This is a genomic window from Paenibacillus sp. OSY-SE (genome assembly GCF_000283315.1).
Taxonomy (GTDB): domain Bacteria; phylum Bacillota; class Bacilli; order Paenibacillales; family Paenibacillaceae; genus Paenibacillus_B; species Paenibacillus_B profundus.
Window position 1 is genome coordinate 56683 of record NZ_ALKF01000174.1, and the last position, 20305, is coordinate 76987.

Annotated in this window: 12 protein-coding genes and 3 CRISPR repeat arrays; of the genes, 10 read left to right on the forward strand and 2 right to left on the reverse strand. The window is 48.1% G+C overall.

The features are described from left to right. Positions 1-330: 330 nt before the first annotated feature. Positions 331-1740, reverse strand: a complete 1410-nt coding sequence (locus tag A372_RS0111755; RefSeq protein WP_019421048.1) for a hypothetical protein — start codon at positions 1738-1740, stop codon at positions 331-333. 238 nt (positions 1741-1978) lie between these two features. After that, positions 1979-4705, reverse strand: a complete 2727-nt coding sequence (acnA, locus tag A372_RS0111760; RefSeq protein ID WP_019421049.1) for an aconitate hydratase AcnA — start codon at positions 4703-4705, stop codon at positions 1979-1981. Between the two features lie 347 nt (positions 4706-5052). On the opposite strand from acnA, the gene A372_RS0111765 reads away from it, so the two are divergent. The 10 genes from A372_RS0111765 (at position 5053) to cas6 (ending at position 19901) form a co-directional block, all read left to right on the forward strand. Then, positions 5053-6048: an amidase domain-containing protein gene (locus A372_RS0111765; RefSeq protein WP_019421050.1), complete on the forward strand. Its 996-nt coding sequence runs from the start codon at positions 5053-5055 to the stop codon at positions 6046-6048. 140 nt (positions 6049-6188) lie between these two features. Beyond that, positions 6189-7304 carry a D-alanine--D-alanine ligase gene (locus A372_RS0111770; protein ID WP_019421051.1) on the forward strand — a complete coding sequence of 372 codons (1116 nt, stop codon included), beginning with the start codon at positions 6189-6191 and terminating at the stop codon, positions 7302-7304. A gap of 257 nt (positions 7305-7561) precedes the next feature. Beyond that, positions 7562-8266, forward strand: a complete 705-nt coding sequence (locus A372_RS0111775; RefSeq protein ID WP_019421052.1) for a response regulator transcription factor — start codon at positions 7562-7564, stop codon at positions 8264-8266. Next, positions 8263-9741 (forward strand): sensor histidine kinase, encoded by a 1479-nt coding sequence (locus tag A372_RS0111780; RefSeq protein ID WP_019421053.1) that lies wholly within the window; start codon positions 8263-8265, stop codon positions 9739-9741. Before A372_RS0111775 ends, A372_RS0111780 begins: the two co-directional genes overlap by 4 nt. Then, a complete protein-coding gene (locus A372_RS0111785) occupies positions 9738-10808 on the forward strand; it encodes a LolA family protein (RefSeq protein WP_019421054.1) in 1071 nt (356 codons plus the stop codon). Before A372_RS0111780 ends, A372_RS0111785 begins: the two co-directional genes overlap by 4 nt. Positions 10809-10835: 27 nt before the next feature. Beyond that, entirely contained in the window at positions 10836-11315 is a 480-nt protein-coding gene (locus tag A372_RS0111790; RefSeq protein WP_019421055.1) for a PH domain-containing protein, read from the forward strand. Next, entirely contained in the window at positions 11308-12765 is a 1458-nt protein-coding gene (locus A372_RS0111795; RefSeq protein WP_019421056.1) for a PH domain-containing protein, read from the forward strand. Before A372_RS0111790 ends, A372_RS0111795 begins: the two co-directional genes overlap by 8 nt. A gap of 193 nt (positions 12766-12958) precedes the next feature. Further along, positions 12959-13327: a CRISPR direct-repeat array (repeat unit 30 nt). A gap of 360 nt (positions 13328-13687) precedes the next feature. Beyond that, positions 13688-14588: direct repeats of the CRISPR family, unit length 30 nt; unit sequence GTTTGTATCGTACCTATAAGGAATTGAAAC. 780 nt (positions 14589-15368) lie between these two features. Beyond that, entirely contained in the window at positions 15369-16328 is a 960-nt protein-coding gene (locus tag A372_RS0111810; RefSeq protein ID WP_019421057.1) for a hypothetical protein, read from the forward strand. A gap of 531 nt (positions 16329-16859) precedes the next feature. Next, on the forward strand, positions 16860-17774 hold the full coding sequence (locus A372_RS0111815) for an aminoglycoside phosphotransferase family protein (RefSeq protein ID WP_019421058.1): 915 nt from the start codon (positions 16860-16862) through the stop codon (positions 17772-17774). Positions 17775-18022: 248 nt separating this feature from the next. Further along, positions 18023-18982: a CRISPR direct-repeat array (repeat unit 30 nt; unit sequence GTTTGTAACGTACCTATGAGGAATTGAAAC). A 169-nt stretch (positions 18983-19151) separates the two neighbouring features. After that, a complete protein-coding gene (gene cas6, locus A372_RS0111820; protein ID WP_019421059.1) occupies positions 19152-19901 on the forward strand; it encodes a CRISPR-associated endoribonuclease Cas6 in 750 nt (249 codons plus the stop codon). Positions 19902-20305 lie beyond the last annotated feature (404 nt).

Consider the following 20305-nt stretch of genomic DNA (forward strand, 5'->3'; position numbering starts at 1 on the left):
TGGACATATGTGTGAGATAAAGATAGATAGAGTCGAGCATTTGCATGCCGGACTGTAGGCTAGAGTTTGTGAATTACGGGCGCATCTTGGTAAAATGAGAAACAATAAAATTATCCCGCCTCCTGAATTAATGGGAGAGTGGGACTATGCAACGGATAAGAAGATTTATCGTTCGCCATGGTTTCCTGAGTGATTGGAACAGTGGGCATAAACACCAATGTGGTATGCATGCGAAACGAAATTTCCAGAGCCGGGGATATGTTCCCCGGCTCTTTATGTCCTTATGGTGCCGCAACGGTATCGATGTCCCAGAGTTATGGCGTGAAAGCGTCATGCAGCAAGCAAAATAATCATCGCGACCAATGTCGTAACAGCAAGGCCGATGACGACGGGCACGAGATTGCGGCGCGCCAGCTCGAACGGACTGACACCGCAGATGGCGGCGGCTGGTATGAGAGCCCACGGAATGATCGTGCCGCCGCCGACCCATATTCCGGCTACCTGTCCCAACGCGGTCAGCGTATCCGTACCGCCGCCAATGGCGGTGCCGAACAGCGCGGCGATGGAGCCGGCCAGCGAAATGCCGGAGAAGCCGGAGCCGTCGAGCCCCGTGATGGCGCCTACGACCGTTAACGTTATTGCTCCCACCGCTGGGTGGAGCGGCACGCTGTGGGCTAACGCCAGACCGAGGTCGTTCACGATGCCGAGCGAACTCTCTGGCAGCGCTTTGGCGAAGATTTCGAAGAAGGCGGAGTCGCCCAAGTAGAAAAAGGCGGCAATCGGAATAACCGGACCGAACACTTTGAATCCGAAGAGGAAGCCGTCGACCAAATACGAGGTTGTGATGTCCAGCGCCTGCTTGCGGTGGGTGAGCAGCACGACGAGGATAAGAATGACGGCGGCCGTTCCACCGATGAGAGCGGTCGCTTCGCCGCCTTGCAGGTTCAAGCGGAACAGCATCATGACGTCGAGGAGAAATAAGACGGGAATAACGAACGCGAGAACCGTCCTGGCCGAGCCAGGCAACGGCACGCGTGCAACATCGAAGCCGCTTCGTTCGTCGGTCTTCGCTAGGCCGGTATTCATCGTTAGCCGGCCTGAGCTTACATCGCGCCGCATCATCCAGAAGGCGGCGACGGTTGTCACCACGCCCATGATGACGACGAGCGGCACGCTCGCCTGCAGCACGCTTTGTACCGGCAGGCCTGCTGCATCCGCGGTCAGCTTCGGGGCGCCTTGGATGACGAAGTCGCCCGATAGCGCGATGCCGTGGCCGAACAGGTTCATCGCCATCGCGACCGCAAGCGGAGGCAGCCCTACGCGTATGGCTGCGGGCAGCAGAACAGCCCCGATTAGGGCGACTGCCGGTGACGGCCAGAAGAAGATGCTGATGACCATCATGAGGAGGCCCAGCGTCCAATAGGTCATCGCCGGGCCGCGCATCAGCTTCGTGAATGGGGAGACCATCGTCTCATTGACGCCTGAAGCGAGCAGAACCCGGCTCATGGCTACGATAATAGATATAATGAGTATCGTGCCCAGCAACTCTTTTATGGCGTAAATAAAGCTTGTAAAAATACCGCTTACAGCCGAACTGACGGAAGAGGTTGCAAGCAATCCGAGTATGAATATCCCGGCCATGCAAATCAGCGTCGTATCGCGTCTCATGATAAGGAAGCCGATGATGAGTCCGATAAACAGGAGGTACACCCAATGGATTCCGATTAAAGCAACACTCATCTTTTCACCTCCATAATAGGCTAAAGGCTTGGCGATTCGTGTTTTATCCTATGCAAGAGCCTATCCGTTGGGAAGCGGGATAAGTTCTGCCAACAGTGTTTTTTTGAAGTGGAAGCGGGCAAGCATGGCTTGTCATGTTCGATAACATGTCAACCGTTTTTCACGTTAAAAAAGCACCCTCGGACCCAAAATCCGAGAGTGCTTTCGCTATTCCTATATTAAGGCTGCTTCATTAGTATTACGCGTGCGAGCTCTCCTGTGCGATCATTTGGCGCAATACAGTTTGCAGAATACCGCCGTTATGGTAGTAGTCCACGTCTACCATGCTGTCGAGGCGGGCGGTGGCAGGGAATTCGAACGTCGTGCCGTCTTCGCGCGTCGCGATGACTTGCAGTGTCTGTCCGGGTTGAATGTCGTTCGACAGCCCTTGAATATCGAACGTTTCGCCTCCGGTCAGTCCGAGCGTCTTCCAGCCTTGGCCTTCCTGGAATTGCAGCGGGAGCACGCCCATGCCGACCAAGTTGGAACGGTGAATGCGCTCGAAGCTTTCCGCGATGACGGCTTTCACGCCAAGCAGGAATGTTCCTTTCGCTGCCCAGTCGCGGGAGCTGCCTGTTCCGTATTCTTTGCCTGCGAGGACAATGAGGTTCGTGTCGTCCTCTTGATATTTCATCGATGCGTCGTAAATGGACATCACTTCATCTTGCGGCAAATATTTCGTAACGCCACCCTCGGTGCCTGGAGCGATCTGGTTGCGGATACGGATGTTCGCGAACGTACCGCGCATCATCACTTCATGGTTACCGCGGCGGGAGCCGTAAGAGTTGAAGTCTTGACGCTTGACGCCATGGTCAATCAAATATTCACCCGCAGGGCTATCTGCCTTGATGTTGCCAGCAGGGGAAATATGGTCGGTCGTTACGGAATCGCCGAGCAGCGCCAGCACCTGTGCCGCCTTGATGTCCTTAATGTCGTTCAGCTCGGAACCGAGGTTCGAGAAGAACGGCGGATTTTGAATGTATGTCGATTTGGCATCCCATTCGTACAATTCACCTTCCGGAACCGGAATGTTGTTCCAACGCTCATTTTGCGTAAATACGTTCTCGTATTTATCGCGGAACATAGCTGGTGTAATCGCTTGGGCAACCGCTTGTTTAATTTCTTCGGAAGAAGGCCAGATGTCCTTCAGGTATACAGGCTGATTGTTCTGATCGAAGCCAATCGGCTCGTTCGCCAAGTCGATGTTAACTGTGCCCGCAAGCGCATAGGCAACGACAAGCGGAGGAGAAGCGAGGTAATTCGCCTTCACTTGCGCATGCACGCGGCCTTCGAAGTTGCGGTTACCAGACAATACGGCCGCCACCGTCATATCCTGCTCGGTAATTGCCTTGCCTACTTCATCTGGCAATGGGCCGGAGTTCCCGATACATGTCGCGCAGCCATATCCGGCAACATGGAAGCCGAGTGCTTCGAGAGGGTCGATTAGGCCCGCTTTCTTCAAGTATTCGGTTACGACCAGCGAGCCCGGCGTCAAGCTGCTCTTCACGTAAGCCGGCTTCTTCAAGCCGCGCTCGACCGCCTTCTTCGCCACCAAGCCGGCACCGATCATGACGCTAGGGTTGGACGTGTTCGTGCAGCTCGTAATCGCTGCGATGACGACCGCACCGGTTGTCAATTGGCTCGTTTCGCCGTTCGGGTGGGATACCGGAACTTTTTGTTCAATTTTGTCGTCGCTCAGACCATAGCCGCCTTTGTCGATCGGCGTGCGTACGATATCGAGGAACGCTTTCTTCATTTCAGTCAGCTCGACGCGGTCTTGCGGACGCTTCGGACCGGCCAAGCTCGGTACGATGGAGCTCAAGTCCAACTCGATGATGTCAGAGAAGATCGGATCCGGCGTGTCTGTCTCACGGAACATGCCTTGCGCTTTATAGTAGGCTTCAACGAGCGTAATTTGCTCATCAGAACGACCAGTTAATCGCATGTAGTTCAACGTTTCTTGATCGACAGGGAAGAAGCCGATCGTCGCACCGTATTCCGGAGCCATATTCGCTACGGTTGCACGGTCCGCCAAGCTGATGTTGCCAAGTCCTGGGCCGAAGAATTCGACGAATTTGCCGACAACGCCCTTTTTACGCAGCATTTGCGTTACAGTGAGCGCTAAGTCGGTCGCTGTCGCGCCTTCTGCCAAGCTGCCCGTCAATTTGAAGCCGATAACTTCAGGCGTGACGAAGTATAGCGGTTGTCCGAGCATTCCGGCTTCCGCCTCGATGCCGCCGACGCCCCAGCCAACAACGCCAAGACCGTTAATCATCGTCGTATGAGAGTCGGTACCGACGAGAGAGTCTGGGAATACTTCGGTAGCGCCGTCGATATCCTTTGTTGCGGCAACGGATGCCAGGTATTCCAAGTTAACTTGGTGTACGATCCCGGTAGCCGGAGGTACGGCACGGAAATTATCGAATGCCGTTTGCGCCCAGCGCAGGAAGCGATAACGCTCTTCATTGCGCTCGAACTCGACGTTCATGTTATATGCTAATGCATCCTTCGTACCGAAAGCATCGACCATAACGGAGTGGTCGATTACGAGATCAACCGGCACGAGCGGATTGATCCGTTTAGGATCTCCGCCTGCTTGCTTCACGGTATCGCGCATAGCGGCTAGATCCACGACGACTGGAACCCCGGTGAAATCTTGCAGCACGATGCGCGCGGGAATGAACGGAATTTCCTTATTCTCATCACGTCCATCCGCCCAGTTGGCGATTTGATTGACGTGTTCCTTCGTAATCGCGCGTCCGTCGAATTGACGAACTGCCGCTTCAAGCAGCACCTTAATGGAGAAAGGGAGTTGATTGACGGAACGGTAGCCTTGGGATTCCAACGCTTCCAAGCTGAAATAACGGTACGCCTTGCCGCCGACGCTAAGTTCGCGCTGAGCGGAAAATGCATCTGTTCTTGCCATAGAAAAAACCTCCTTCTTGGTTTTGCAGGTTTTGCTTCCGTAATATACTGCGTGATTGCATCTGGTTGTAAAGTAGTGTAGGTTGTTTCTCTTTCTGTCTTTGTTTCATTAGATGGAACACGATTTCATAATTTCTTCACACCTTCAGTATATCGTGTTCCAGTGAGGCCGTAAAGAGCTATTCCTGCAAAAAAATGCCCCATTTGTGGCTAATATAACTTCTAATTGCAAACGTTCGACATGTGCTTGATAGTTCCTGCATACAATGGATAGCAAAATGCCGCTGCTTCAAGACAGCCTGTCCAGCAAGTGAGGCTACGCGGCGTGTCGGACAAGGAGGCAGTATTATGCGGCAGGATTGGAAAAATACTCTTTATTTATATGTAGATCAGCACAATCGAACCGAAGTCGATGACAGACAACATGCCGTCTCGGCCCCTATTGCGGATATGGATTATGTGCTTAAAGCGAGCGATCGGGCGAGAAGGCTCCAGTCATGGTATCAAGAGCGGGGCACATCCCCTTCGAAGAGCGAGACGAAAGCCAAGCTCATACGGACGCATGAAGGCGACGGGGAAGTGACAGTCGACGTCGAGTTCCACATTCAGCGCATTTGTGAGCAGCAGGGCGTGTCGCTCTTTGATGAGCGGATTGAAAGGGAACGTTTGACTTTAATGAAGGATGGCGACGGCTGGATTATCGGGCGTGTGGAGACGCCAGCGCTCGAGCGGCGCGGCAAGCGTCTCAATGGAGAGGCGCGCGAGTACGAGGAACGTGGATTTCGCTCAACGCCATTTTTGAACCGTGACGTTCTAGGCGGTGTCCGGACGGCCCGGGCTGTGCCTTACCGTCGCGATAAGGCAGTAGAATATGCTGAGCAGTGGTGGAATGAAGCGAATCCGCGTTTTCTTTCATTTGAAGTTGATTGCACAAATTATGTCTCCCAATGTCTCTTTGCAGGGGGGGCGCCTATGAACTATACTGGTAGAAGAGAAACGGGCTGGTGGTATAGAGGCATGGTGAACGGACAAGAGGCCTGGAGCTTCAGTTGGGCGGTCGCCGACAGCTTGGAACGGCATTTGACGAACAGCACAAGCGGTCTAAGGGCTGAACCGGTCAACCATGCAAGCGATTTGCAGCTGGGGGATGTTATCGCCTATGACTGGGATGGCAACGGCCACTACCAGCATAATTCGATCGTGACGGCATTTGATGTGAGCGGCATGCCGCTCGTAAATGCTCATACGACGAACAGCCGCCATCGCTATTGGGATTATCAGGACTCCTATGCCTGGACGGAGGCGACGCAATATCGCTTTTTTCATATTGCAGATGCTTTCTAGTCAGAATGCGTTCTAATTAGTGTATGTTCAAAAGGGCGATTTTTTGAACAGCTTCTAACTATACACCTTGACCTGTGGAGCGTTAGACCCGGATCTTTGGGAGAGGACATCAGGCGCTCTAAGCGCTGACGGAGGGAATTATGGGACAACAACAGAAATTGCGCGTCGGCTTGGTGTACGGCGGCAAATCGGGGGAGCATGAAGTATCGCTCTCGACGGCATTCGCCGTGATGGGGGCACTAGATTACGAGAAATACGAGATCGTTCCTTTCTATATTACGAAAATGGGAGAATGGCGCGTCGGCGAACTGCGCAGCGCGCCATTTCATGATAAAGCCGAGCTTGCGCTCGAATCTTGTGCAGGACGTACCGTGCATGCGATGGAGATACTGTTCGCCCGCTTGGATGGGGCGCGCGGTACGGCAGGCGAAGCGAACTGCGGAGTGGACGTCATGTTTCCGCTCCTTCATGGTACGAATGGCGAAGATGGCACGATTCAGGGCCTGTTCGAAATGGCGAATGTGCCGTATGTCGGCGCTGGCGTGTTGGCATCTTCCGTCGGTATGGATAAAGCCGTGATGAAGCAAGTATTCGCACATGCGGGGCTGCCGCAGTGCAAATATGTACATTTCATCCGAGCTGGCTGGGAGCATAATCAAGCGGATATTATCGCACAGATTGAGAATGAGCTCGGCTATCCGTGCTTCGTCAAGCCGGCTAATCTCGGTTCTTCGGTCGGCATCTCCAAAGCGCGCAATTACGGCGAGCTGATTCAAGCAATTGAAGAGGCGTTCCGTTATGACCGCAAAATTGTAGTGGAGGAATTCGTTGATGCGCGCGAAGTGGAAGTGAGCGTACTCGGGAACGACGAAGCTCAAGCTTCCGTGCCAGGTGAAATCGTCTCATCTAACGATTTCTACGATTACAAGGCGAAGTACATTGACGGCAAATCGCAAATTGTCGTTCCGGCTCCGCTTGACGAGGAAATGCTTGATAGGCTGCGGAACATGGCGGTGCAGGCGTACCGCGCTATCGACGGCTCAGGTTTGTCCCGCGTCGATTTCTTCGTGCGCCGCTCGGATATGCACATCTTCATTAATGAAGTGAACACGATGCCGGGCTTCACGCCATTCAGCATGTACCCGCTCATGTGGAAAGAGACGGGCATCGCCTATAGCGAACTGCTCGCTCGTCTGATCCAGCTCGCGTTGGAACGCTTTGAAGTGAAGCAGCAGTTGAATTACGAGAGTGTGTAATTGTCATTATAAGTTATGATTCCGGGTGGTTGCCGTTATGCGGCAGCCGCCTTTTTCGTGCTGCGGGGAGAAGAGTATCGAATGATAGATGAGGAATATTGCGTTTCATGGCAATGGCGAACATTTACAGTTAGGCGGCTGCCGACTCGGCGAGATGAACACCTTATAATAGAAGAAACCCGTTTTATAAAGAAAGTATTAAATTCGGCGAAGCTTCCCCATAGAGCGATATACTGAAAAGCAAGGAGAGGACGAACATGCCAGCACACTTATTGCTTGTTGAAGATGATAGAGAGATAGCCCGTATCGTGCAGGACCATTTGCGCAGGCAGGGCTATAAAGTCACGTGGTCCTCTACGGGGCTGGAAGGTTGGGAGGATTTTCACAACGGTTCCTTCGACTTGGTTATGGTCGATTTGATGCTGCCGGAAATGGACGGATTCACTCTGTGCAAAAATATTCGCCTGAGCAGCAATGTGCCGCTTCTTATCATAAGCGCGCGCCATGAAGACGAAAGCAAGGTGAAAGGGCTGGAATTGGGTGCAGATGACTACGTCACCAAGCCGTTCAGCCTATCCGAGCTATCGGCGCGAATCAGCTCGCATCTGCGAAGATTTCGGAGATACGAGAGTGAGGAGGTTCAGCCTCGCTTCAAAAAATACGAGGGCGGCCTCATTATTGACGAAGACAATCAGCTCGTCACGCTGCACGATCAACCGCTCGCGCTGACGTTGAAGGAATGGGCATTGCTGCAGCTGCTGGCCCAGAATCCGCAGCGGGCTTTTTCAAAGAAGGAATTGTATGAGCATGTGTGGCATCAAGTCAACATCGAGGGCAACAACACGGTATCCGTTCATGTTAAAAGTCTCCGCACCAAGCTAGGCGAGGACATTCGCGACCCGCTATATATACAGACCGTGTGGGGGACGGGGTATCGCTTTATCGGCGAGTTGGCGACATGAAAATCAAGCATTGGCTGATGGTGTCTTTTCTCGTCGTCATGCTGCTGCCGGTCGTTGCCGGTCTCGTATTTTTTCAGCTCATTCAGGCCTATGACGAGCGCCAAGAATTCAAGGAATACGTAGAGATGACGGGACGTCTGCAGGAGATAGAGCTATTGCTGCAGGAAGGCGATCTGTACCGGGTGCAGCCTGCAGAGAAGTTCCAAGCCGTGCAGAACGCGGCGAGCAGCTCGCTGAAAATAACCTTGTACCGTGCGGACGGCATCACCGTATATTCTTCGATGGCGGATAACCTTGCTCCGAAGCTATATCGGGTGAAGGCCTCGATTCTGTACGAGCATTTATACGAATTGCGCAAGTCCCATCGTGCCTATACACTCAAAAAACCTTTTTTTCACCAAGATGATCTGATTGGCTTCTATGAGATTACGATAGTCCGGGATCAGTGGCTGGAGGCATTTCAACATCGCACGTTGCTCGTTGCCATCGGATGGGGACTGTTTTTTCTGCTCCTATACGGAGCGGCGTTGTACGTCATTCACCGCAAGCTGAATCGCCCGATGCAAAGGCTAATGAGGCAAATGACGGCGTTCGCGAAGGGCGAAGCCGTGCCGGATACGGTCAACATGACGAAGGATGAGATGGGCGAGCTCATCGCCCGTTTCCATTCGATGCGCGCCCAGATTGAACGCGCGCGCCAAGATATCGCGGAAGAACAGCGGGAAAGAGAGTATATGGTGGCCTCGCTGTCCCATGATTTGAAGACGCCGCTGACCTCGCTCCATGCCTATGCGGAAGCTTTGCAGCAGGAGGAGGAGTTATCTGAGGAAGAGAAGCGGGAATATTACGCCGTCTTGTTCGACAAGATCGAGCACATGAAGAGGATGCTGGACAACTTGACGATGTATACCGCGTTGAAATCATCCGCACAGCTGGAAGAACGGGTGGAAGTGGATGGGGACGAAATGTTCGACATGCTCTTTTCGGGATATGAAGAGTTGTGCACGCAGCGTGGCATCCGGCTTACAACCGAGTGCAAGGTAACGGGTTCTTACTTGATGAATGCGCAGCAACTGATTCGGCTCGTCGATAATCTTATGAGCAATGCGATCCGTTATACGGAGAGCAAACAGTCTATTTGGCTGGGGGCATATTCACCGTCCCATCCACTCCCGTCTTGGATATTCCCTACGTTAGCCGATGAGGTTCAAGAATGGGGAGGCGATAGTCTGCTCATGCTCGTGCAGAATCAAGGCGAAACGATTGCGAAAGACCAGCTGGAGCGGATATTTGCGCCGTTCTATCAGGCGGATTCCTCGCGGACGAAGGCTCATGCGGGCAGTTCTGGTCTTGGCTTGAGTATTGCGAAGATGATTGTAGAGAAGCATGACGGCAATGTCCGGATCTGGTCGGAGGCTCCATTCGGCACTCTCGTGGCATGTCGTTTTCAGGTAAATAAGGAGGTTCCATCATGATGATTCGTAGCGGACTGAGCTTACTATTAGCCAGCAGCATATTAATAAGCGGATGCCAAGGAGGGACCTTGGGCTTGCAGCTGTCCGGCGAGCAAATCGTCGACAAGGTGCTGGAGGAAGGGAAGGGCAAGATCTCTTATTATGCCGAGAGCACAAGCGTTACCTATGAAAACGGGAAGCGGACAGACGAATTCAAGATGAAGGAATGGCTTGACGCGAATACGGACAGGAAGCGGGTCGAGGTGACGACTAATCATGACAGCTCCGTATCGGTGAACGACGGCAAGCAGATTGTCGTATTGGACCGTACGAAAGGAGAAGCTTACCGCATGCAACTGCAGGATCAGATGCAGCCGCTGACGCAGCGGGAGCAGGTCAAGGCGCTGCTGGAGTCGCTGCGGGAAAGTCATGAATTTGAAACGCTCGGGGAAGAAAAGGTTGGAGAATGGAATACGCTCCATTTCAAGGCCACTGCCAAGAAAAAGAGCGATCTCTTTCAGCGGATGGAGCTATGGATTGATCCGAAGTCATGGATGGTATTGAAAAGCATCTTTGAGAGCGGGCCTGTGACATCAGAAAATTTGTACACGAAGTTGGACCTATCTCCTGAATTCACTGATGATGTGTTCACATTAGAGATTCCGGATGGTGTCACAGTACGGGAGCTCGACGATATGAATCCGATAAAGAACGTTTCGCTTCCGGAAGCGAAAGCGGCGCTGGGCCAATCGTTTCTGCAATGGACACAGGCCGAAGGGAAGCTGGCCGGCATCGAGCTTTACGACATGCAGGGGGAGTTGAAACGAACAGAGATTACGCTGAATTATTGGAAAGACGACAAGCCATATTTCATGATGAGTGTTTTCCCTGCCCCTGAAGATGAAGGCGATAAGGACGACAGTTATTACGGTGAAAAAGTGAAGGTCCGCGGCAAGACGGGAACGTACTCAGATACGCTTCGTTCGGTGACTTGGGGCGAAGGCGGGCTGCGATACACCATTTATCCTGATCAAAATGGCATGACAAAGGAGCAGGTGCTATCCATTGCAGGCGAACTGCAGCAATAATACATCCGTCGTGAAGGAGCGTTTTTTATGTATAACAGACTATCACATAGGCTGCATCCCGATTACGTAAAGGTAGCGCGGATTCGCGCTTTTCTTACCCATCTTGTTCTTTTCGCCATGGTCGTGGCCTATGTTATCGTTGCGCGCGATCAAGGGTGGGTGTTGTATCCGGCTCGGATTGCATTGGTTCTATTTCTTATTACGTTTATATGGTACATTTTCATCTCGCCGGTGCTGACCTACAGCTATTTCAAATACGAAGTGCGAGAAGAGGAAGTGGAGATTCAATCGGGCATCTTCTTCCGCAAGCACATCCTGGTGCCCATGACTCGCGTGCAGCATGTGGAAAAAGCAAGCGGACCGGTGCTGCGCAAATTCGGGTTGGCCAAAATATCGATCGCAACCGCGGCTACGACTCACGAAATTGAGGGGCTGCAGGCGGCTGCTGCCGAAGCGCTGAAGCAACGCATTGCAGTACTCGCTCGGGTGGAGGACGACGATGAATAAGGATACGCGTCTGCATCCGTTGTTTATTTTGTTTTCTTTGGCGGACACGGCAAAGAAGCTGTGGCCGGTGCTGCTTATATTTCTTTTTAAAGGCGCGCAGAATCCCAATCGAATTCTAATTATAGGCGGCGGCGTCCTGTTTCTGTTCCTCATGGCAGACGTAATCAAGTGGCGCAGGTTCACCTATCGTGTGGAAGCGGACAAGCTGATTATCCGCCACGGGTTATTCATGCGGGACGAAAAGACGATCTACTTCAGCCGCATCCATTCGGTGCGGGTGGAGCAGCCGCTGCTGCAGCGCCTATTCGGCATGGCGCAGCTGAAGATTGAGACGCCGGGTGGCAGCGCGGAGGCGGACGGCGTCCTGCCGGCGTTGACGCGGGAGGCGGCTGACCAGCTGCGCAGCATGCTGATGCGGCAAGGCAAGGGAGCAGAGCCGTCTGGCGAAGCCGGAGACGCGGAAGCGGAAGCTCGGGAGCCGCGGGAAGCCGATGCTGCTCCGCTTCCCGGCCATGCCGTCCGCATGACGACGGGGCAGCTGTTCGTCGCGGCGCTCAGCACGATGAACTTCGGGCTCGTGCTGGCGTTCTTCGCCGGAATCATCTCGTTTGCCGATGATATTGCGAAATTTATCATCCCGCGGAGCGTGTTCGATAAGCTGCTGCAATTTTACGAGACGAGCGTGTCCGGGCCAATGTCCATCCTCATTACAGTTGCGGGGGCGCTGCTCCTATCGTGGCTCTTATCTACGGTGCTGTACATCGTCAAATATTATGGTTTTACGGCAGAGCAACGGGATGGGGATATCCTCATTACGAACGGACTATTCGAGAAAAAAATGAATATCTTCAAGCCGGAGCGCGTGCAGGCGATTGTCGTGAAGGAAGGCCTGCTCCGGCAGGCGCTGGGCTATGCTGAGATCGAAGTCCGAGTATTATCAGCAGATAAGAAGGAGGCGCTGATGCTGCATCCGTATGTTCCCGTGCGCCAAATTCCGGAGCTTCTGTCCCGGATCATTCCGGGCTTTGACATCGGCTCCGTGCAGCACTGCGCCCCCCGGCGGGCCTGGTGGTACTATTTCCGCTTTCGGCTGTTGTTCTTGGCGCTGGCCTTCCTGGGACTGTATTGGTTTCAAGGGCCGTTGGCCTATTGGATGCTGCCGTTGCTTCCCGTGCTGCTGCTGACGGGCTACTTGAGCTTCCGCGACGAAGGGGTGGGACTGCAGGACCGGCAGCTTATCGTGCGGAACCGGATTATCGCCCGGAAGACCTGCTATGTGCTGCGTCCGCAGATCGTCGCGCTGAAGCTGGGCCATACGTATTTTCAGGAAAGGAAACAGTTGCTGTCCCTGACGGCCCATCTGCTGAACGGCGATTCTTATTCACTCACCTCTCTCGAAGAGCGGGATTTGCAAGAGGTATGGCATTGGTACCGCAAAAAGAAAAGGTAGAGTGTAACGTGTCGTCGATCTCCAATCGCGTAAAAAGTGCGGGGATCGACGACACTTTATTTTTCAGAGAGAAAAGGAGCTTGGTCGAGCTGGGAGTAGATTTGCCAACGAATTCAGATTTTTCATTTTCGTCTAAATGTGGGGAGGAGAGCAATGGTGATGTGGCGAATGCTTTAAGGACAAGGCTTTTTGGGTTTTGAATGTACCTATGAGGAATTGAAACAAGCGTTTTTGTACGCGGGGAGGAACACGCCGAACAAGTTTTGAATGTACCTATGAGGAATTGAAACCCGGGCTACAAAATGAATGAGCAACCGATGGAACCGGAGTTTTGAATGTACCTATGAGGAATTGAAACTAAGGCCGGATAACTCGGTACGCTCTAAAGGAGTTCCGTGTTTTGAATGTACCTATGAGGAATTGAAACACTGCAAAGGAAACGTACTCTTGCCCGGTGTGCTGGAGTTTTGAATGTACCTATGAGGAATTGAAACTTCTCAGCATCTCCATTGCTTCATCGTCGAAATAGTTGTTTTGAACGTACCTATGAGGAATTGAAACATGGAGAATTGAACAATTAATAAAATAATGAGCTTTAAGAAACGAGCTTGTAATTTTATTACAGTGTTATATTGTGTACGTTGCAAGGATAAAATATAAAATAATTCTTAACCAAGACTTTTCCTATTAAGTTGCAAAGAAAAAGATCTTTTGTGGATCAGCGTCCTCTATAATGTCGTCGACCTCCAATAGCGTATAAAGTACGGGAGATCGACGACATTTTGTTTTTCTAAGGAAAATGGAGCGTTTTCGAGCTAGGATGTCATTTTGTAGTTTAAATGAGATGTTCCCTTTTTGATGAACATTGGAAGGAGAATAAGGGATACTTGTCGAAATGCCTTTAAGAGCAAGGTTTTTTGGGGTTTGTATCGTACCTATAAGGAATTGAAACGCGTTTCCCATTGGGAATCCACCTGTTTGGCAATGTCTTGTTTGTATCGTACCTATAAGGAATTGAAACCGTCTGGAGACATCGACACGATGTACTCCTTTAGGTCGTTTGTATCGTACCTATAAGGAATTGAAACAGGGTAGAACCCCATAAATGATGTTGTGCTTCCCAGTTTGTATCGTACCTATAAGGAATTGAAACGCGTCCGTGATATCTCGGAAACTTCCTGCTGCCTGTGTTTGTATCGTACCTATAAGGAATTGAAACCTTTTTACGGCCTTGCTTCAAAAGAAGCGCTGCTGTGAGTTTGTATCGTACCTATAAGGAATTGAAACCGAGATATCCGGGTTGTCTATGGAACGGCAGCAGGAAGTTTGTATCGTACCTATAAGGAATTGAAACGCTCGTCGCCCGCTTCAAAACCGTGGATTCGCACAAGTTTGTATCGTACCTATAAGGAATTGAAACCAATGAATACCGTATGCCCCTTCAGGCGAAGAAAAGCGTTTGTATCGTACCTATAAGGAATTGAAACATACTAGAATCGAAAGCGTTAGCTAAAGGTGGCCACCGTTTTTATCGTACCTATAAGGAATTGAAACCTCATTCCCCTGTACCTCCTGACTCCGACCACTTTGGTTTGTATCGTACCTATAAGGAATTGAAATGTGTCCAATAACGAATAATATAACCATTGACTTCTTTTAGTTTGTATCGTACCTATAAGGAATTGAAACCTCGCTAAGTACAACGAATTGAACGCAGTTCAGAAGCGTTTGTATCGTACCTATAAGGAATTGAAACTTTAAAGAGGTTGAGTAACAAATCGCATCCAGAATCAGGTTGTATCGTATCTATAAGGAATTGAAACTCTGACCCAATGCCGCAGTGGGCCCACACGCTCGTCCGGTTTCTATCGTGCCTAAATTCAAAAGGAATGCAGGTACAATGAACAGGCTGAATAATAGAACTAAGAAGCTAACGCTTGCTAGAGACAGACGTTAGCTTACTGTTTATTACGATTTAACCTAACTTATCCACTTTACGCCTTAACTTCGAGGACAATATCATCAATCAGGACAGGAGTTACCTGCTTCAGATATCGCGTTTAGTAAGATTTATTAAACGATTTATAGCAATTTCCCCATTTGTGCAAATCATAAAGGTTCACTCCTGCTTTCATTCTACGAATCTAGCAATCAATGCATTGTGTTCAGAGAATCCCGCAAATATGTTTTATGGCAGTTCCAACCGTTACGCTTGAATTCAGGTTTCCTCATATCGTTCCCCTAAAGCAAGAACTGTTTATTATCTCTTCGCTCATCTTCACATCCTTTTACCATTCTGAGCTCCCTCTTCATTTAGGCATTGAAAAATGACTGCTCGCGGCTAAAATCATCCAAATACTAGGTATAATTGTAATTTATTATGACTTTCAATGTTTTTGTCATATTAACGAAACACAATATAACAATCCTTATTTCATGCAAGAATCAAATACATGTTATCTTGAAAATGTAACGATAGTTAAAAATATCTAATAAGGAGAAGAGGGGAAATGAGGAAAACAGAATGAGAAAAGCAGCGGGCATATGTAATCAACCATTGCAGCAGGAAATTCAACTTTATAAGGATTGGGAGATGAATGTGTATGAATGCCAAAATAAAACTTCTAACAGCAATCATGATGTTAAGTGCTACATTTCTGATGTCGACAGGAAACATTGTTAGTGCTGACACGGAAGCAATGAACGTAAATAACCAAATAAGATTGACCAACTATCAGGCGGTACAAGTTGTTAATATCGAACAATCAGCCAGAAAAGTAATTCCCAATTATGTGCGTTATATTCATAACGGTTTGCATCCTAGTGTCCGAGTAGATGTGCTTGATGTGAAATTAATAAATGTGGAAGAAAAAGGTGCTGTCCCGGATTATCCGGTTAAATCGGAGCTCATTCAAAGAGGACCGGAGAAATTGGTCCAGACTTTAACGCATGATGCGATTAATAATAGTTCTTCCGGTGAATTAACGGTTTCGCATACTTTTCAACATGGCATATCGAACGCTTCAACTCTAACGAAATCTATTACCCATAGCCATAAAGCTGGCGCTAAATTTACTTATAAAACAAAAGCCGAATTTTTAGGTACAGGAGCAGAAGTTGGGGGTGAACTCGCATATGAATATACGAATTCAAATCAAAGCGGAACATCTGATGCAAAAACAATAAATTATGTAATCAGCTCATCTGCATCTGCAAAATTGCCGCCAATGTCAAAGGGGACTTTGATTTCAAGTGTATATTCATCCCCTGCCGTTTATAAATTACAGAGCCAAAGCTACTTTACTGGAGACGTTCAATTTTCTTACATTTTATCCAACGATGCTCCGGGAGCCATCCGGACTTTAACTGTTCCATTATATGATTTATTTTTCAGAGGAGATGAAAATAACGATGTTGCGTTTAAAGATAATCTGTGGGCATCCTCTGTTTGGGATGCTACGGGTAAACAGACAAAAGCATTGATTTTTGAAGGTGCTTCTATATTGAAAATGGACCAACAATACAGAACGGAGACATACTTGAAAGATGTAAAAGCGCGTTAAGCAGCACGACCTGTTCTTGTATTTGCATAACAAATTGAAATTCTCCCCTCAACATACACTGTAACAAGCTGACGCCTGTTAGACAGACGCCAGCTTGTTATGGAGTTTCAAATTCACTTCTGTGAGAACTGCAAGCTGCCTCATCCTATGCCTATGCCTACATTACATTCGTTACATTACCGCTTAACTTCCAGAACATCATCAACGAGGACAGGAGAGGTGCCCGCTTGAGGAATCGCGTTTATTAGGATGGACGTATAGAGGCCGCAGTCCCCTCCTCAATATTGATAATCAAAGCATGTCCAGGTAGCCAAAACAGTTGATGGGAACAAAACGTCTTAATTTTATGAATAAGTTGATAAACCTGGAAAAACTCTATGGGGAAGTATACCGGATTAAGGCTTATCCAACCTTTTTAAACGGAAGGATGCTATATTATATTTACCGGTTCTATGAACATAACTTCGATTAGCCCAAAGCTGTACGGTTTGTGCAAAAAATAATGTGTAAACGTAGGGGAGGTATAGCAGGGTGAATAAAATTTTTAGCGAAATACCGGATGCCTGTACATGGAACATTGTGGAGGCTGTTCATAAAGGCTGGTCAAAAGACAAGAAATATTATATTAAAGCTATAGACGGCAGAGAATTGTTGCTTAGAATGGCGGACATATCCCAATATGACAATAAGAAACGAGAATTTGAATCTGTAACAAAGCTTGAGCATTTCGATATTTTAATGTCCCGGCCGATTGATTTTGGAATTTGCAATAAGGGTCAGTCCGTATACTCCTTATTCACTTGGGTCGAAGGAGAGGATGCGATACAGGTTATTCCTGCACTAAGCGCCAAGGAGCAATATCGGCTTGGTGTTAAAGCAGGGGAGTTTTTGAGTAAAATGCATCAAATTCCTGCGGAGAAAAATCAATCGCCTTGGGCAGAGTATTATAATGGAAAAATAAATAAATATATAACGAATTATAAAGCATGCGGCATTCACTTAAAGGGTGCAGATAAAATAATCAACTATATTGAACAAAATCGATATCTATTAGACAACCGTTCCCAGTCTTTTCAACACGGTGATTATCACGTTGGAAATATGATTGTTACAAAATCTGGCGAACTGGGTATCATTGATTTTAATAGGTGTGACTATGGTGACCCATGGGAGGAATTCAATCGTATTACATGGTGTGCAGGCATGAGTGGAATATTCGCATCGGGCCGCATTAATGGATATTTTAATAACGAGGTGCCCGATTTATTCTTTAGATTAATGTCTTTATATATTGCAAGCAACCAACTTTCAACAGTTCACTGGGCGATTCCATTTGGACAAGAAGAAGTTGATATTATGCTGGAAAGAGCCGGAGATGTTTTGGATTGGTATGATGAATTTCAAACATACGTGCCGAACTGGTATTTGCCAAACTACACTGAATGAGCATATACCCTTTGAGTACCTCGAGTATATATCAGGTAATTAGGATAGAGATTATGTCTGGGTGCAAAAATATGACTGTTTTTGTCGTCGACCCCCAATAGCGCCAAAATCCCGGGATATCGACGACAGTCCGTTTTTACTCTAAAGCCTGTAATACCAAGGGTAAATATGTTAAAGTGGTTTTTGAACATCCTTGACTTTCCCATTGTTTCTTTTTCTAAAACGCTGCTATCATAGCTTTTTTTCGGGTTTGTAACGTACCTATGAGGAATTGAAACTTTGCATCCCATCGGAGCGATACAGTTTTATTCCCGGTTTGTAACGTACCTATGAGGAATTGAAACGATCAAACACGTTTATCCCTCCTGACGATGACCTTATGGTTTGTAACGTACCTATGAGGAATTGAAACTCCTTAAACATGCCGAGGTGACGCGCCACGTTCTCGGTTTGTAACGTACCTATGAGGAATTGAAACGCTTCTACGTTCCACCACTTATCATCCATAGATTGGTTTGTAACGTACCTATGAGGAATTGAAACCCATTTGCATGTAGCGATCATCCTCGTCATATCGTTGGTTTGTAACGTACCTATGAGGAATTGAAACTGCAATCGGAATCTTTCGGGCATGCACCGTCTTCTCGTTTGTAACGTACCTATGAGGAATTGAAACACGTCGTACATCAGCTACCACCCAACTTCCTAATTTCGTTTGTAACGTACCTATGAGGAATTGAAACTATCGTCAATGAGCAGGAGAGTCACCTAATTCGGGTTGTTTGTAACGTACCTATGAGGAATTGAAACGTATCAATCAAAGGTAGATATGTTGGTAGTGATATAGTTTGTAACGTACCTATGAGGAATTGAAACTGAAGTTGTTCCCTATTGCCCAAGACCGCGAGGTTGGTTTGTAACGTACCTATGAGGAATTGAAACCCTAACATCCAACACGAGTAACCACTCATCATCCCATGTTTGTAACGTACCTATGAGGAATTGAAACAGGTATACGAAGAAGCATAAAAAGAAGCCGTGGGGGGGTTGTAACGTACCTATGAGGAATTGAAACTCCGGCGCGCGATTGCGGAAGGATGGACGCCGGAAAGTTTGTAACGTACCTATGAGGAATTGAAACATCCGAGAAAAGCAACGCGAGGGCGTCCGGTGGCGCGGTTTGTAACGTACCTATGAGGAATTGAAACACATCACATGGGTCTTTACGTCCTTCCGGATCTTTGTTTGTATGAGGAATTGAAACTTGGCAGCTTGCGCCAGGTTTTCTAACAAAATTTCGACAATAATAAGAGAATATTGGAAATGTATGTAGAGAAGTAGTATGATCGAACTAGTTCAGTCAGGAGGTATTAGTCTTTGAGAATCAAGATTACATTGACCTTTGATGGGAAGCTTATCGTTCCGATCAATCATCAGGAATGGCTTCACGGACTCATATATCACAGTATCCGAGACGACGGATACCGGGATTTTCTCCACAATACGGGCTACCAGCAGGGGAAACGCCAATTTCGAATGTTTACCTTTTCCAAGCTTAATGGTTCACATAGACTAGATAGAAACTCTCACACTTTAGAATTTTCACCGCCTCATGTATCATTCATCTTTTCAGCGTATGACAAGAAATTAGTTCAGGAACTAGTATCATCATTATTGATAAGGGATGATCTCCGCTTGGGGAGCCATCTAGTCAGAGTGGGATCAGTTGAACAAATTCATGATACCGCAAGTGAAAAAATGGTCATTCATTTTCTAACACCGGTTACGATGTACAGCACATTTCTGCTTCACGATAAGAAAAAAACATATTTCTACTCACCATGGGAAGAAGAGTTCAGTCCGCTTATTAAAGCAAACGCTCTCAAAAAATATGAAGCCTTATACGGTGAAGTTCCGGCAAGCGATATGACAATATCGTTGTCACCCCTTCATCGGGAACGAATCAAGCCAAGAACATCAAGATTCAAATCTACAGTGATCAAGGGCTGGACAGGGGAGTTCATATTGGAGGGTGACTTGGAACTCACCCGATTAACTTATGATGTTGGTCTCGGAGGCAAGAACTCTAACGGACATGGCCTCTATGAAATTGTTCGTCATCTTTAGAAAAATTATTGGACTTTTTTGATCAATAATTATAAAGGAATTAGACGAGCATTGTCTTATAAAAAGAGGTTTGCCTTGCCATGGAAGTATATGATTTAATTAGAAAGACGTAGAGCTAAGGTTACCTATAAGGATTTTAAATTTAGATATTTTTTTATGGTCTGATACCTATAAGGATTAAAGAAAGATTGTTTAAAAGGTGTATCATCTTTTAAGCAATCTTTTTTATTTTATGATGAAGGTTAATTACTCGAGGCTTCCTTTTCTTAGTTACTCAACTTTCACAGCATGAAATAGCAGGTAAAACTTGATGTAGCTTGGTAAACCGGCGATCCATTGCTGAAGTTGACTTTGAATTAACTTCGAAATACTTTTACCTGTTTTCGTGGAAATCTCATTGATTA